The following is a 15559-nucleotide window of genomic DNA, read 5'->3' as shown; positions in this document are numbered from 1 at the left end:
CTTATTCCACAATCAGTTTCAGAATTTTTTCTCCGCTTTCCGATTTTAGTTTCAGAAAATAAATTCCATTTGCTGCGCTCAGGTTTACAGTTTCGAGTTTCGAGTTTACGATTGAAGAATAAATTTTCTCTCCGAGCATATTGTAAACCTGTATTTGAACCGGAAACTGTAAACTGTAGACCGTAAACTGTCCCGAAGAAGGATTCGGATAAATAGAAATAGTTTCCATGTTATTCAGTTCATTCACCCCGTTCGGATTCAATACCAGTTGCCCATCGGAAGAAGTAATAGAAGAAAATAATCCTGCGCCATCTTCTGCTTTCACCGAGAAATAATAAATCTGCCCGTAGGTTAAACTCAAACCGGTTTTTGTTACGGAAGTATTGCTTGCGTTATTCGTCCAGCCCACCACGCTTGTATCGCCCGCAGAAATTCCAATTGCATACCAGTAATTTGCAATTCCCGAATTCGGGTCAGAAGAAGAAGTCCAGTTTGCATCGAGTTGCGTGTTAGAGTAAGTAGTGTCAATGTCGGAAGAAGTTCCGTCATTCACCGCAACCGAAGAAGGCGGAGTCCAATCCACCAAAACAGTTTGCGAAGAAATGGCTGAAAGATTTCCAGCGTTGTCATAGCAAATAGATTTTATATTTCCCGCAGGAGTTGCCGGGTTCGGACTTTGATAGCGAATATCATTTGTTGATGCCGCGCCAACTGTAACTGTCACCGAAGAATTTCTCGAACGGAAAACTTCAAAGTCATCCACCTGCCAGTTGGAATTTCCGCTGCGGAAAGAAACATAACTTCCGTTGGCATAAGGCGAAGGGTCTGTCCAACTTCCGAGAAAATTATTGTTCTGGTACATTTCCATTTTTCCGTTGATGCGGTCGTAAATTACTTTGTAATCGTAAAAAGTTCCTGCGGCAACAGTCATCGGCACGGTGTTTTCAAGAGTGAAAACATCGTTCACTACTTTGTAAAACTGGCATTGGTTCTGGTCAACGCGAAACCAAACGAAATACGAATTGCCGCGGTTGGGCAAACTATCGTTGTCGCAGAAGAAATGAAATCCCGCTCTGCGATTGGTTCCGCTGCCGGAAATTTTTCCCTGCCAGTGATATAAATATCTGTTGGAAAGATTTTGCGTGAGCGCTGCGGCAATATTTGTGTTGCCGTTGTTCTCATCGCTTTGTTCAAGAACACCCGAGTTAATTGCCCAAATTCCCTGGTACGGTTTCCAATCGGGATGAATAGATGCCTGATTAAAATTATCATTGAAAAATCCGCGCGTGTCATTCGCCCGCCATTCCGTTCCGTTGTTATCGCTCACCGAGTAAAAACTTTTTTGAATTCCGCTGCCGTTCATATTATCTGCATCGGTAAAAGCTGCGGTAAAGTTTTGCGTCACCCAATTGTTCGGAACAGAAACCTGCGTGGTGGGAGGAATATTATCTGCCGTGCAATTCCATGTAGCATACCAGCCGCTGCTCACCGTGCTTGCGTTTGAAAACCATTGCAGCGTGAGCGATGAGCCGGAAGAATTAATTGTTCCGGGGCTTGCAGTTCCCGAATAAGTTCCGATGAGCGGAGAAGCGGTTGAAGGTCCGTCATAAATTTTCAGGTAATCATTCGTGGCTTCGGAGTTGAAAGAAGAAAACGCAAGCGAAACACTCGTTGCGTTTGCCGGAGCAATGGTGTACGTATAATTTTCATTGCTGTAATAATTCCGGTTGGGTCCGCCCATGTCAAAAATGGTATCGGTGCAATTCACCACCGTGCAGTTTGAAAATTTATTTTGAATTGCATTCCAGTAATCCAGATAGCCGTCATCGTAACTCAGCGCCCATATTCCGATTCCGCCAATTCCAAATTCATTTACAATGTCAAATCTTTTTTCCATGCTGTACTGGCTGTTGATGAAAAGTTGCCGGTCGGTTCCGTTATTGAATGCATAGTAAACCGAATAACTGTTTGCATCAAATTTTGGATTGGAATAATATCCGTTCGCATTCGTCTTTACAACAGTAAAAGTTCTTGAACTTCCGCTGCCGGTCGTTGAAGAAGGAATGGTGAGCGCAGTGGTGGGCCATTCTTCTCCATAATAAGGAAGCCCGAGCAAAAGTTTTCCGTTGGGAACTCCTTTGTTCAAATAATAGGTTATAGATTTTGTGAGCGTGTAATTATAGGAAGTTTCAAAATTATAAAGCGGGTCGCTGGGTCCAGCCGTTGTGCTTCCGCTGTAATAATAATCGTAACCCATGATAATAAAAATGTCTATGTAATTTTTCAGGTTGGGAATATCATACACGGTGCTCCAGTCCACAGCCGGCAGCGCCACAGAAACTTCATACGAGGGATTTGCCGCGTGCACCTGATTGCATAAGTTCTGAAAGAAGGCAGTGAGATTTGCGCTTTGCGCAGAAGGCACGGCTTCAAAATCAATGTTCACTCCGTTTGCTCCGCGCGAATTGAGAAGAGAAATAATATTGCTGATGAATGTATTCATGGCGGAAGAACTCGTGAGAAAAGTTGCGTGATTGGAAAATAAGGTTGCGCAGAGATGAATTTTTGTTCCATTGCTTTTTGCTGCCGTCACTGCCGCATCGGTGCTCCAGCCGTGTGTAGAAATGGCATTGCCGGTTGTTGCATCCACTTCGTAAGAAAAATGACAGAGGTCGGAAAGTAAATTCCACTGGTAATTATTATATGCGCTTCCCGCCCAGTAAGGATTCCATCCGAAAACCCGTTTATTCAGAATGCAGTTGGATTGAACGGTAGAAATTTTCTTCACCGCCATTTCATTTTTCTTCGCTCGCAATTCATCCCATTGCTGCTCGGTGGTAAAATTATATTTCGAATATTCTTCCGATTGCAACTGGTGAATGGATTTATGAATGTTCTGTGCCGAACCAAACAGCGCTGAAAAAAGAAAAGAAGAAAAGAGTAAAATATGTTTCATAGGAGAAAAATTATGGCGTGAGTAAAGATAGAAAATATCTTTACTTTTGCTATAGATAAAATCGTTTTCATGTCAAAGCCCACGGGAAAAGAACTCATTGTAAAATTATTGAAAGAAAAATCTTCTCTCAAGCAGGATTTATTTCATAAAAACATCAGCGTGTTTGAAGATTTGAAAGAAGTGGTGAAAGAAGTGGTGGCAGATTTTAAAATTGAAGCCGGCAGAATTGACACGCGCATTCTGGTTGATTACCGCGAAAAAGGTCCCTATGAAATTGAACTCAAAGTGGCAGGCGATGTTTTATTTTTTCACATGCACACAAATGTTTTTGAGTTTGACAAAAGCCACCCGATGTGGAAAACTTCCTATGTGCGCGATAATCCTTCGCGTTCGTTCTGCGGAATGATTAACATTTATAATTTTCTTGCCGATTCTTTCAAATATAACCGCGTGAACGATGTGGGCTACATGATTGCGCGCGTCTTTATCAATAATGAACTTCATTATTTTGTGGAAGGAAAACGCCAACTCGGATTTTTATACAACGATTTCGCAAGCGCTGTGGTGGAAAAGAAAACGCTGAGAAATATTGTGGAGTCCGCCATCATTTACGCGCTCGACTTCGATTTATTCACTCCGCCTTTTGACGAGATGCAGGAAATTTCTGTTTCACAAATTCTCGAAGCCAGCGAAAACATGCGCATCAAAACCGGCAAGCGCCTCGGCTTCCGTTTTCAGGCGGACAGCGACCAGATTGAGTAAAGTTCCCGCCAAACTCCATACGATATTTTTTATAGTTTTGCAACCCGTTCTTAAAATTTTTGGCCCGTTCGTATAGGGGTTAGTACGCAAGGTTTTCATCCTTGAAACACCGGTTCGATTCCGGTACGGGCTACTAAAAAAATCCTCTCCACATCACGGAGGGGATTTTTATTTAGTTGCATAAAAGTGGTTTTGTAAATATTATCGGCAAGCCGAATGTTGGAAAGTCAACGCTGATGAATGCTTTTCTCGGAGAAAAACTTTCTATTGTAACTCACAAAGCACAAACCACCCGCCACCGCATTCGCGGAATATTGAATGGCGAAGATTACCAGATTGTTTATTCGGATACGCCCGGAATCGTAAATCCTCATTACAAACTTCACGAAGCGATGATGAACTTTGTAAGCGAAGCATTGGAGGATGCAGATATGATTTTATTTCTAACTGAAATAAAAGATAAAAATCCCATTGATGAAAAAACTTTATCGAAACTGAAAAAGTTAGAATGTCCCATTCTTGTGCTGATAAATAAAATTGATTTGGGAGAACAAAATTTACTGGAGAAAAAAGTGGAAGAATGGAAAGAAATTCTTCCAAATGCAGAAGTAATTCCTGTTTCTGCACTGGAAAAGTTTAATACAGATTACATTCTTAAAAGAATTATTTCTCTTTTACCGGAATCACCTCCGTATTTTCCCCAAGACGAACTAAGCGATAAATCACAGCGCTTTTTTATTTCTGAAATCATACGGGAAAAAATTTTTCTTCTCTTTCATGAAGAGATTCCGTATTCTACAGAAGTTGTAGTGGAGGAATTCAAAGAAGCAGAAAATATTATCCGCATCCGCGCCATCATTTACGTAATGCGCGAAGGACAAAAAGCAATTCTCATAGGCAAACAGGGAAGCGCGTTGAAGAAACTCGGTACGAAAGCAAGAGAAGAAATAGAATTATTCCTCGACAAAAAAGTTTTTCTCGAAACCATTGTGAAAGTGGAAAAGGACTGGCGGGAAAAAGAAAACAAACTGAAAAAGTTTGGCTACCTCGAATAAGAAGCGATTAGTACATTCGTACAAATTAGTATTTAGCAGATGTCAAACACTGTTGCAATAGTCGGTCGCCCGAACGTGGGTAAATCAACTTTCTTCAATCGCTTGCTCGGCATGCGCAAAGCAATTGTGGATGAAGTTGCAGGTGTTACGCGCGACCGCCACTATGGAAAATCGGAATGGAACGGAATAGAATTTTCTCTGATTGACACAGGAGGATATGTTTTCGGTTCCTCGGATGTTTTCGAAAAAGAAATCAGAAGGCAAGTTGAAATTGCTTTGGAAGAAGCAGATATAATTTTATTTCTTGTTGATGTGATGGCAGGACTCACCGCGCAGGATGAAAGAGTCGCGTCTCTTCTGCGGACTTCCATCATGAAAAATTCCAAAGAGAAAAAAATATTTCTTGTTGCCAACAAAGCCGATACACACGAAAAAGAAAATCAATCGGGAGAATTTTACAAACTCGGAATGGGAGATGTGCATTGCATTTCTTCCATGACCGGAAGAGGAACAGGAGAACTGCTGGATAAAGTGATTTCTTCTTTCCCCGATAAAAAGGCGGATGATTTTTCTCATCTTCCGAAATACGCCATTGTTGGAAGACCGAACGCGGGAAAATCTTCTCTGCTGAATATTTTACTGGGCGAAGAGCGCGCCATCGTAACTCCCGTTGCTGGAACTACGCGCGATGCGATTCATACGCACTATAAAAAATACAACCGCGAATTTTTGTTGATTGACACAGCGGGAATAAGAAAGAAAAGAAAATTTGAAGATGACGTGGAATTTTATTCCAACCTGCGCGCCATCCGTTCCATAGAAGAATGCGATGTGGTGTTGCTGATGCTCGATTCACAATTGGGAATGGAAGCGCAGGATGTGAATATTTTCCGTCTTGCCGAGCGAAACAAAAAAGGAGTTGTGATCCTCGTGAACAAATGGGATTTGATTGAAAAGAAAACTGAAACGGCAAAAGCTTTTGAAAATTATGTGAAAGAAAAAATTGCTCCGTTCAGCGATGTTCCTGTGCTTTTTATTTCCGCGCTGGAGAAACAGCGCATTATGAAAGTAGTTGAGACAGCGGAAAAAGTTTTTCAGAATCGAAAGAAAAAAATTTTAGACGAAGAATTGAATGAGACCATGCTTCCGGTTATCGAAGCAAACCAGCCGTCATCGGAAAAAGGAAAACTGGTTGAGATTTCTCACGCAGTTCAGATTCCTGCCAACACTCCCATTTTTATTTTCTATTGCAATTTTCCGAAGGCTATTAAAGAATCTTACAGCCGGTTTCTGGAAAACAAACTGCGGGAGAAATTTGATTTCTGCGGAGTGCCGATGCAGATATACTTCAGAAAGAAGTAATACATTTGAGCAATGAAAAAAGTTTTTTCTATTCTTCTTTTTTTCTTCGCTTATTATTTTTCTTATTCTCAAAATCAGCGCGTTTTCAAACTGGATTCTCTTCCCGTAGTTGCTGAAAATACATACTCTGATCCAGGACTTCTCATAGATAAAAACTGGATTTACAAAAAGGGAGATGATTCTCTCTGGTCGAAATCAGAATTTGATGACAGTAAGTGGGACACAATAGTTCCGGATTGCGATTTATCTAAAATGACTGAGAAAACTTTTAGCGGAGTTTATTGGTTTCGGATTCACCTGCATGTTGATACTTCTCTGCTGAATCAAACGCTCGCGCTGATGATTTCACAAAATGGCGCTTCAGAATTTTATCTGAATGGAAAACTTATTCATAAACTCGGAAAAATAAATACTGCGAATCCCGCGGCTGAAATTCATTTCGACCCGCAGCATCTTCCGTTGGATATTCTTTTTACAAAAACAGATAATGTGATTGCCGTGCGCTATGCAAATTCCACCGCGATGAAATATTTTAACAAACACATCAACGATCTCGCTGGTTTTGATATGAAGATTGGAAAATTCAGGGAAAGCCAACTATTTAAATACACCGGATCCTTAGCTGTAACTGTAATTTTTATTTTCTACTTCACTTTTTTTATTGCGCTGAGCATTCTTCACTTCATGATGTTTTTGTTTTATCGCGCAAACAAAGCGAATTTATTCTACAGCATTTTCTCGGGAGCATTCGGAACTTTTTTTGGACTGCTTACTATCAATCTCGACATTCTGAATCCGGATGTTACCATGTCCATCGCAACACCCATGGAACTAACACAGGATTTTTACATGCCCGCGCTTTTCGCTATGCTCTACACCATTCTCAATAATAAAATTCCGAAAATATTCTGGCTTTGGATTTCCATTTTCATCGCAGATTTTGTTTTGAAAATATTTCATGTGCAGGTGCCTTACAGAGGAATTTTTATCATGTCACTTTTTGCAATCGAATCGCTTCGAATCATCATCACTGCCATCATTAAAAAACGCGATGGCGCGTGGATAATCGGAGTAGGAATCATCACCACCGTTTTATTTCTTCTCATCCTTGGAATCCTAAACGCAACAGGTGGAAACACCATGATCACCGCGCGCGGATGGATGGGGGCTTTAATCGGATTGCTCTTTACCTACGCAACCATTGCAATTCCGTTATCCATGAGTGTTTACCTCGCCCGCGATTCTGCGCGGACAAATAAAAAACTTCAGAAGAAATTAATTGAAGTAGAAGATTTATCCGCGAAATCAATAGCGCAGGAAAAAGAAAAGCAGGAAATACTTGCTAAACAAAAAGAGAATTTAGAAATACAAGTTACCGAGCGGACAAAAGAAGTCGTTCAGCAGAAAAAAGTCATTGAAGAAAAAAATAAAGACATTACCGATTCTATTAATTACGCGAAAAGGATTCAGGATGCCATTCTTCCATCTGAAGAACAAATTAAAAAAATGTTGCCTGAAAGTTTTGTTCTCTTCAAGCCGAAAGATATTGTGAGCGGAGATTTTTATTTCTTTTCCGAAGTAGAAGGAAAAATAATTGTTGCTGCAGTGGATTGCACCGGTCATGGAGTTCCGGGCGCTGTCATGAGCATGGTCGGGCATAATCATTTGAAAAGAATTGTGAGTGAGCAGGGAATAACTGACACTTCTAAAATTTTAGATGAGTTGCACAAGCAAGTTCTTCTTTCGCTGAACAGGGATATTACAAAGCGCGATTCCAAAGATGGAATGGACGCTGCAATTATTTCCATTAATAAACAAAAAAGTGAAGTTCAATTTTCCGGAGCAGTTCGTCCATTATATTATTTCGTAAACGGAAATTTTAATGAAGTAAAAGGAGAGCGTTATTCCATTGCAGGAGTAAAAGAAATCGGAAGCGCTCCGTATGCTTCTACAACGATTTCGATTTCTGAGCCGACAACCTTTTATTTGTTCAGCGATGGCTTTGCTGACCAGTTTAGCCCTACGGAGAAAAAACTTATGACAAAAAAATTCAAAGAAGTGTTGATGTCTATCCAGAATAAATCAATGGCAGAGCAGAAAAAATATTTGAATGAGTACATTGAAAACTGGCGCGGAAGCATGGAGCAGACAGATGATATCATGGTGATAGGGATAAAAATTTTATAAAGATGCTAAACCAGATTAACTATTTTTTACTGCTTGTAATTCTGATTCCACTTTTTTCCTTTTCCCAACAGGTAAAAATCGATTCGCTGAAAAATATTCTTTCATCCGCTAAAGAAGATTCAAGCAAAGAAAAAATCCTACTGCATTTATCTACCCTGCTCAGCAGAAAAAAACCTGAACCGGCAATGGAGTATGCTAATCAGGCGCTGGCGTTAGGAAAAAAACTGGGGAATAAAAAATTCATCGCTTCAAGTTATAATACCATCGGCACTATTTACCGCTACCGGGGAGAATATGACAAAGCACTGGAAAATAATTTTTCTTCCTTAAGTATATATAAGGAAATAAAAGATTCAGCCGGAATTGCCGCGGTGTTGAATAATGTCGGCAATGTGTATTACCATCAGGGAAAATTTTCAAAGGCACTGGAAAATTATCTTGCTGCGCTCAAAACGCGCGAAGCAATGCACGACAAGCAGGGTGTGGCTTCTTCTTTCAGCAATATGGGAATGGTGTATGGTGAAGAAGGTGATTTCACCAATTCGCTTGACTACTTTTTAAAGTCACTGAAAATCCGGGAAGAGATTGGCGATAAAGAAGGCATCGGCATTTCGCTTAATAATATCGGGGAAGTTTTTTCAAAGAAAGGAAGTTATCGCGAGGCGCTGGATTATCATCTTCGCGCGTTAAAAGTGCGCGAGGAAATCAATGACAAAAAAGGAACAGCAGAATCACTGGTAATTCTTGGAGATGATTATTTAAAATTAGGAGACGAATCTTCCTCCTTGAAATATTTTTTAAAGTCGCTGGATTTATTTGAAGAAACAAATAACAAAAACGGCATTGGCAATTCACTTATGAATATCGGGCAACTTTATTACAGGCAGAATAATTACCCTAAGGCATTGGAATATCTGATGAAAGGTCTGTCTGTTGCAAAAGAAATTCAGGCAAAGCCACAGTTGAGCGATGGATACAAGATTTTATCCGAAGTGTATTCCAGAAAAAACGATTTCAAAAACGCGTACGAATATCACAAACTGTTTTCGGATATGAAAGATTCTTTGCTGAATGAGGAATCCTCCAAGCAAATCACCGAAATGCAAACCAAGTATGAAACTGAGAAGAAAGAACAGCAGATTACCTTATTAAATAAGGACAAAGAATTACAAGATGCCCAGTTGAACCGTCAGAAGATTATTATCTGGTCAGTAGTTGGTGGATTGTTGATAGTTGTTTTACTTTCGATATTTATTTTCAGGGAAAGAAAGAAGAGCGAAAAACTTTTATTGAACATTCTTCCTGTTGAAACAGCAAAAGAGTTGAAGCAAAAAGGAAAAGCATCATCAAAATATTACGAGAGTGTAACTGTAATGTTTACCGACTTCAAAGGATTCACCGCCATTGCCGAAAAACTTTCTGCGGAAGAATTAGTTTCCGAATTAGATTTTCTATTCAAAAAGTTTGACGAAATAATTTCCAAGTATAACATTGAAAAAATCAAAACAATCGGAGATGCCTACATGTGCGCCAGTGGATTGCCCACTTCCAACACAAATCACGCAGAAAATATTGTGAAGGCGGGATTGGAAATTCAGCAATGGATGATTGCACGAAATGGAAAATGGAATTTACGAATTGGAATTCACTCAGGACCTGTCACAGCCGGAGTGGTGGGTGATAAAAAATTCGCTTACGATATTTGGGGAGATACCGTGAACACCGCCAGCAGAATGGAATCTTCAGGTGAAGCAGGGAAAATAAATATTTCAGGAGCAACCTATCAAATCCTTCAAGGTTTTCAAAACCTTGAAGGATTAGAATTCAAGTTCCGCGGAAAAATTCCGGCAAAGAACAAAGGAGAAATAGAAATGTATTTTGTTGAGCGCAGCGAAACCCCAATGGGCGCGGAAACTCCTGCTTAAATCATTTTCAGAATTTCCTTCTCCACTTCTTCCGAATCCCACTTGCTTTCAATCCCCGGCATTGCCATAATCTTCTTCATTATTTCTTCCTGGGCTTTGCCTTTGGTTAATGCTTCTGAGTAGCGCAGGTCAGTGCGGTAAGTGACCATTGCATAGAGCGGAGTCCATTTATCAGGATATTTTTCGGAGAAGCGGGCTTCAATTTTTTTCTGAAGAAGAAATTTTGGGTCGGCAACTTTATCGCGCATCTCGATGTAATTTTCTACAGCGAGTTCTGCGATTGCATCTCCATCGGGCTTGCGCAGCGTTTCAAACTCGTGGAAAATATTTTTCCAGTCCTCACCGTACTTATCCATTAATTTATTCAGTACTACACAATCTTCAAATCCGCAATTCATTCCCTGTCCGAAGAATGGAACGATACCATGCGCGGCATCTCCAAGAAGGAGAAGTTTATCTTCGAAACTCCATGGGAAACAGCGGATGGTTGCAAGCGAAGCAGGAGGGTTTCGGAAATAATCTTCGACCAATGTAGGCATGAGCGGAACTGCATCGGCAAACATTTCATTGAAAAACTTTTTTACTTTTTCTTCGGTATCAATCGTGGCAAAAGATTTTTCTCCTTCGAACGGAAAAAATAAAGTGCAGGTAAAAGTTTTATCAAGATTCGGAAGCGCAATCAGCATATACTGTCCTCGCGGCCAGATGTGTAAGGTATCTGCGTTCATCGCGAAATTTCCTTTCGCATTGGGAGCAATCGTTAACTCTTTATAGCCGTGGTCAAGATACGTTTGAGAATAGGAAAATCTATCCGTGCCTAATTGAATAGACAAACGCGAAGCGGAAAAAGCTCCGTCCGTTCCAAAAATTCTATCGCTCGTAGCAGTAGAATTTCTTTTCGTATGTGTATTCTCAAATGTAACAGCAGCAGTTTTCAAATTCACATGCGTGCAGCGTTCGTCAAAAAATATTTTCGCTCCATTCTTCTCCGCCAAATCCATCAACAAACAATTTAATCCCCCGCGACTCACCGAATAATTCGCCTGGTGATGTTTTCCGTAGGGCTGAAAGGCAATTGTTCCATCTAAGTTATGAATCTCTCTTCCTTTCATCGCAATTCCAATTTTGCGCACTTCATCATCAATGCCCACTCCTTCCAATCCTCTCCAACCGCGGTCGCTCAGAGCAAGATTAATAGAACGCCCGGCTGACATTTTATTTTTCCGCATATCAGGCCTGCGTTCGTAAACAGAAATTTTATATCCGTGCTTGGAAAGATAGATTGCAAGTAAAGAGCCAACCAATCCGGCACCAACTATTGTAAAATTTTTTCCTGAATCCATCGTTGCCAAAAGTAAGAATTCTCCCGAAGGGATTCCTTCGGAACATTACATGATTTCAGGTAATTTTCGGTCTAAAAACTATAAGTTTTAACTTCCTCTTTTTGAGTATAAAAATGTTAATAAGTACCCCCTTTTTCATAGGTGAAATACAATACAAGTAAAGTGGAATCGTTACATTAGCGCACATAAAAATTAATCGCCAAAAACTTTAAATAGCATGTCAGAAACAACAGCAGAAATAAAGAAAAAATCCGGAGATTATTCCGGTGAAAGCATTACCGTTCTCGAAGGATTGGAAGCGGTTCGCAAACGCCCCGCGATGTATATCGGGGATGTGAGCACGAAAGGTTTTCATCATCTTGTGTATGAAGTGGTGGATAATTCCATTGACGAAGCGCTCGCTGGCCATTGCAAAAACATAGAAGTTTTTATTCACGAAGATAATTCCATCACCGTAAAAGATGACGGACGCGGAATTCCAACCGACATTCAGCCGAAATTAAAAAAGTCAGCGCTGGAAGTGGTGATGACTGTGCTTCACGCAGGAGGAAAGTTTGACAAGGACTCGTATAAAGTTTCAGGCGGATTGCACGGTGTAGGCGTTTCGGTTGTGAACGCACTCTCTAATCATCTGAAAGCAGAAGTTCACCGCGAAGGGAAAATCTTTCAGCAGGAATATCAGAAAGGAATTCCGCAGTACGATGTGAAAGAAACCGGCACTTCGGATAAAACAGGAACGATTGTCACTTTTAAGCCCGATGACACGATTTTCATAGTGAGCGAATACAATTACGGAACGCTGGCTTCGCGCCTGCGCGAACTTTCTTTTCTGAACCGCGGAATAATAATTACGCTTACTGATTTGCGCGAGAAAGATGAAGCAGGAAATCCTCTCACCGAAACTTTTCATTCCGAAGGCGGACTGAAAGAGTTCGTGCGCTACATTGACGCAACGCGCGAGCGCCTGATTGACGATGTGATTTATATGGAAGGCGAGCGCAACGGAACTCCCATCGAAATTGCCATGCAGTACAACACTTCGTACAATGAAAACCTTCATTCGTATGTAAACAACATTAACACGCACGAAGGAGGAACTCACCTTGCGGGATTCAGAAAAGCATTAACGCGCACGCTGAAAAAATACGCGGAGAAATCAGGCATGCTGGATAAATTGAAATTCGAATTAGACGGAGACGATTTCCGAGAAGGATTAACTGCGGTGATTTCCGTGAAAGTGCAGGAGCCGCAATTCGAAGGACAAACAAAAACAAAACTCGGCAATGCCGAAGTGATGGGCGCAGTGGAATCCATGGTGAATGAAACTCTCCAGAATTATCTCGAAGAAACTCCGCGCTCGGCAAAAATATTGGTGAGCAAAGTAATTCTTGCCGCGGAAGCGCGCAATGCCGCACGCAAGGCAAGAGAACTCGTGCAGCGGAAAGGCGCGCTCACAGGAACAGGGCTTCCCGGAAAACTGGCTGATTGTTCCGACAGCGACCCGGGCAAATGCGAAATCTTTTTAGTGGAGGGTGACTCGGCAGGAGGAACTGCCAAGCAGGGAAGGAACCGTGCTTTCCAGGCGATACTTCCGCTGCGCGGAAAAATATTGAACGTGGAAAAAGCGATGGAGCATAAAATTTATGACAACGAAGAAATCCGAAATATGTTTACTGCGATAGGAGTTTCACGCGAGGAAATTAAAAACGAAGAAACCAACGAGACCGAAACAAAACTTAACATCGCGAAACTCCGCTATCATAAAATAATCATCATGACCGATGCGGACGTGGACGGAAGCCATATCACAACTCTGATTATGACTTTCTTTTTCCGCTATATGAAAGAACTCATCGAGCAGGGCTATATCTATATTGCAACTCCTCCGCTTTATTTGGTGAAGAAAGGAAAGGAAGAACGCTATTGCTGGAACGAAGAGCAGCGCCAGAATCATATTAAAGAATTGGCAGGAGGTGAAGGCAAAGAACATTTAGTAGGAGTGCAGCGCTACAAGGGCTTAGGAGAAATGAATGCGGAACAATTATGGCAAACCACCATGAATCCCGAAAACCGCATTCTCAAAAAAATTACAATTGAATCTGCTGCCGAAGCGGATAGAATTTTTTCAATGCTGATGGGCGATGATGTTCCGCCCCGCAGGGAATTTATTGAAAGGAATGCTAAGTATGCTAAGATTGATGCGTGATTGCGGAATTATTGCCCGTACGTATTATAACTTTCTTTTCCTTTTCTTTTTCTTTTTCAGGTCGCTCATAAGTGTTGCCAAACTTCCGCTGCGGTGCCATTTGCCGCAGTGAGGGCAGTGGTAAGTTCTTTGTCCTTCCTGATATGCTTCCTCTTCGGTTTTATACGCTGCCTTATTCCGGCATGGTTTCTTTTTCTTGCGGGCATCCTGCGCGGCTTTCTGTTGTTCGTGGTATTTGTTCTTTCCCATCTTTTTCCTTTTTTCACCTGTAAAACAAATTTCGTGCAACTATTTTTTCTTTTCAATTCTCCGAAAACGGAATGCTTACAGGCAGCAGCCCAAGTTGTTTTGCCAGTTCGGCTAATTCGGCTTTGCTGTGCACGGCAAGTTTTTTGAAAATACATTCGTGATGCGTGCGCACGGTGGAGGGCGCAATATAAAGCAAGCCGGCAATTTCCTTATCTTTTTTTCCCTGGGCAATCAGCAGGAATATTTCCGCCTGGCGTTTGGTAAGTTCATAGCCCGCGCGCAGCAGCGCGCCAATAATTTTTTTCAGGTCTATTTTCTTTTTCTCTTCACTCATTGCAATTGCTTTAACGATTCTACCTTATTAATATTTTACTTAACAAGAAGAATGCCTTTTCTTCCAACCTTCCATTCATCCCGATGTTCTGTTGTATTTCTAAAAATGCAGTATAAAAAATACTGCATGTGCAGTATGAAATATACTGCAAAACCATTTGCAAATAATGAAAGGGCGTTTTACCTTTATAGTATGAATTCAAGGCAAGCAAAAATGAAATCGGGAAAAGAAGAAAATAAAATTCAGTCATCTCAAATTTATCTTGAGTTAATGGAAAGTTACCTTGAGGCATCTCTGGCGCTGTTGGAGTATTCTCCGCTTCACCGGGAGAAAGCGCAAACTTATTTAGAGAAAGCGCAAACTTATTTTGAGAAATCTCAAACTTGCTGTGAGGCGTCTCAAACTTGCTGTGAGACGTCTCAAACTTACTGTGAGACGTCTCAAACGGCACTATTCGTTGCAAAAAATGTAAAAACAAATAATAACTAAAAAAAATTAATGCCATGAGTACAAGAGCACACGGGAGAATTCCCACCAGCATTCCCAAATTCCACGATTACGTGGATGATACGGATGACTACCAAACCCAGAATAACCGCTATTTAACCTGGGGATGGACACAGGCAGAAAGCCAGCAGTGGACGGCTTTCCGGAACATTGACAACCCGCTTTACTTAAAATGGATTGACAAAAAAGTTTCGCGCACCACCGACATTACCACCCTGCTGAAGCAGAACATTAAAAACTGCCTGCTCTATGACCACGATAAAACCATAGGGCATAAACTGCTTGATAAAGTGGGCGCATTCGGTTCGGTTGCCGATTGCGAAAAGTTTCATGTAAAGCGCGGCACCGTGCTTGCCGATTCCACCCGAACACAAAAAACCACCGCCACCGGCAAAGAGCCCGAACTCGCGGTGAAAAAAACCATGCACCTGCTGCACACGCTCGAAGTGCATCATCCGAATAAAAAAGGCAAGGGCAACCCCGATGATGTGAAAGCCACGCGCATTTACACCGCCATTACTGCCGACAGCAATGTGCCTTCGGCAGACCAGTTCAAATACATGGGCGATGCCAAACGCGGATTTTTCACGGTGCATTTTGAAGACAAGGATTTGCGCAAAGTGGCATGGCACAGCGCCCTCTACGAGGATTCTAAAGGAAACATTGGCGAACT

The 15559-nt window shown here is 41.4% G+C and carries 12 protein-coding genes and 1 tRNA gene; 9 read left to right on the top strand and 4 right to left on the bottom strand.

The annotated features are described in order from the left end of the window. Position 1: 1 nt before the first annotated feature. Positions 2–2956, bottom strand: coding sequence for a T9SS type A sorting domain-containing protein (locus tag HY063_06160; GenBank protein MBI3501361.1), 2955 nt, complete (start codon positions 2954–2956; stop codon positions 2–4). Positions 2957–3025: 69 nt separating this feature from the next. On the opposite strand from HY063_06160, the gene HY063_06155 reads away from it, so the two are divergent. From HY063_06155 to HY063_06130, 6 genes are all read left to right on the top strand, one after another. Then, the gene (locus HY063_06155; GenBank protein ID MBI3501360.1) at positions 3026–3718 is read left to right on the top strand and encodes a hypothetical protein; all 693 of its coding nucleotides are present in this window, start codon (positions 3026–3028) and stop codon (positions 3716–3718) included. Positions 3719–3779: 61 nt separating this feature from the next. Then, positions 3780–3851, top strand: a tRNA-Glu gene (locus HY063_06150). Positions 3852–3894: 43 nt separating this feature from the next. After that, positions 3895–4773, top strand: coding sequence for a GTPase Era (gene era / locus HY063_06145; GenBank protein MBI3501359.1), 879 nt, complete (start codon positions 3895–3897; stop codon positions 4771–4773). Positions 4774–4812: 39 nt separating this feature from the next. After that, positions 4813–6135: a ribosome biogenesis GTPase Der gene (gene der / locus HY063_06140; GenBank protein MBI3501358.1), complete on the top strand. Its 1323-nt coding sequence runs from the start codon at positions 4813–4815 to the stop codon at positions 6133–6135. A gap of 12 nt (positions 6136–6147) precedes the next feature. Further along, complete coding sequence (locus HY063_06135) at positions 6148–8322, top strand: SpoIIE family protein phosphatase (protein ID MBI3501357.1); 2175 nt, start codon at positions 6148–6150, stop codon at positions 8320–8322. A 2-nt stretch (positions 8323–8324) separates the two neighbouring features. Continuing rightward, a complete protein-coding gene (locus HY063_06130; GenBank protein MBI3501356.1) occupies positions 8325–10247 on the top strand; it encodes a tetratricopeptide repeat protein in 1923 nt (640 codons plus the stop codon). Here HY063_06130 and HY063_06125 read toward each other — a convergent pair. Next, positions 10244–11590, bottom strand: coding sequence for an FAD-dependent monooxygenase (locus tag HY063_06125; GenBank protein MBI3501355.1), 1347 nt, complete (start codon positions 11588–11590; stop codon positions 10244–10246). The two genes, HY063_06130 and HY063_06125, sit on opposite strands and share 4 nt — an antisense overlap. 217 nt (positions 11591–11807) lie before the next feature. On the opposite strand from HY063_06125, the gene gyrB reads away from it, so the two are divergent. Further along, the gene (gene gyrB, locus HY063_06120; protein MBI3501354.1) at positions 11808–13796 is read left to right on the top strand and encodes a DNA topoisomerase (ATP-hydrolyzing) subunit B; all 1989 of its coding nucleotides are present in this window, start codon (positions 11808–11810) and stop codon (positions 13794–13796) included. A 24-nt stretch (positions 13797–13820) separates the two neighbouring features. On the opposite strand, the gene HY063_06115 is transcribed toward gyrB, so the two are convergent. Both HY063_06115 and HY063_06110 read right to left on the bottom strand, forming a co-directional pair. Next, entirely contained in the window at positions 13821–14045 is a 225-nt protein-coding gene (locus HY063_06115; GenBank protein MBI3501353.1) for a hypothetical protein, read from the bottom strand. 52 nt (positions 14046–14097) lie between these two features. Continuing rightward, positions 14098–14379 carry a response regulator transcription factor gene (locus HY063_06110; GenBank protein ID MBI3501352.1) on the bottom strand — a complete coding sequence of 94 codons (282 nt, stop codon included), beginning with the start codon at positions 14377–14379 and terminating at the stop codon, positions 14098–14100. 135 nt (positions 14380–14514) lie between these two features. Here HY063_06110 and HY063_06105 point away from each other — a divergent pair, with 135 nt between their 5' ends. Together HY063_06105 and HY063_06100 are read left to right on the top strand one after the other, a co-directional pair. After that, positions 14515–14868 (top strand): hypothetical protein, encoded by a 354-nt coding sequence (locus HY063_06105; protein MBI3501351.1) that lies wholly within the window; start codon positions 14515–14517, stop codon positions 14866–14868. A gap of 14 nt (positions 14869–14882) precedes the next feature. Continuing rightward, a partial coding sequence (locus tag HY063_06100) for a hypothetical protein (GenBank protein MBI3501350.1) occupies positions 14883–15559 on the top strand: 677 nt, incomplete at its 3' end.

The sequence above is a fragment of the Bacteroidota bacterium genome (assembly GCA_016195025.1).
Lineage (GTDB): Bacteria > Bacteroidota > Bacteroidia > Palsa-948 > Palsa-948 > Palsa-948.
The sequence above is the reverse complement of the archived record's forward strand: the minus strand, read 5'-3'. Positions and strand labels throughout refer to the sequence as shown.

Bases quoted from the DNA above. Each gene is read 5' to 3' on its own strand.
- HY063_06130 (MBI3501356.1), top strand. From the start codon at position 8,325: ATGCTAAACCAGATTAACTATTTTTTACTGCTTGTAATTCTGATTCCA.
- gyrB (MBI3501354.1), top strand. From the start codon at position 11,808: ATGTCAGAAACAACAGCAGAAATAAAGAAAAAATCCGGAGATTATTCC.
- HY063_06160 (MBI3501361.1), bottom strand. From the start codon at position 2,956: ATGAAACATATTTTACTCTTTTCTTCTTTTCTTTTTTCAGCGCTGTTT.
- HY063_06105 (MBI3501351.1), top strand. From the start codon at position 14,515: ATGAAATATACTGCAAAACCATTTGCAAATAATGAAAGGGCGTTTTAC.
- HY063_06135 (MBI3501357.1), top strand. From the start codon at position 6,148: ATGAAAAAAGTTTTTTCTATTCTTCTTTTTTTCTTCGCTTATTATTTT.
- HY063_06115 (MBI3501353.1), bottom strand. From the start codon at position 14,045: ATGGGAAAGAACAAATACCACGAACAACAGAAAGCCGCGCAGGATGCC.
- der (MBI3501358.1), top strand. From the start codon at position 4,813: ATGTCAAACACTGTTGCAATAGTCGGTCGCCCGAACGTGGGTAAATCA.
- HY063_06125 (MBI3501355.1), bottom strand. From the start codon at position 11,590: ATGGATTCAGGAAAAAATTTTACAATAGTTGGTGCCGGATTGGTTGGC.
- HY063_06155 (MBI3501360.1), top strand. From the start codon at position 3,026: ATGTCAAAGCCCACGGGAAAAGAACTCATTGTAAAATTATTGAAAGAA.
- HY063_06110 (MBI3501352.1), bottom strand. From the start codon at position 14,379: ATGAGTGAAGAGAAAAAGAAAATAGACCTGAAAAAAATTATTGGCGCG.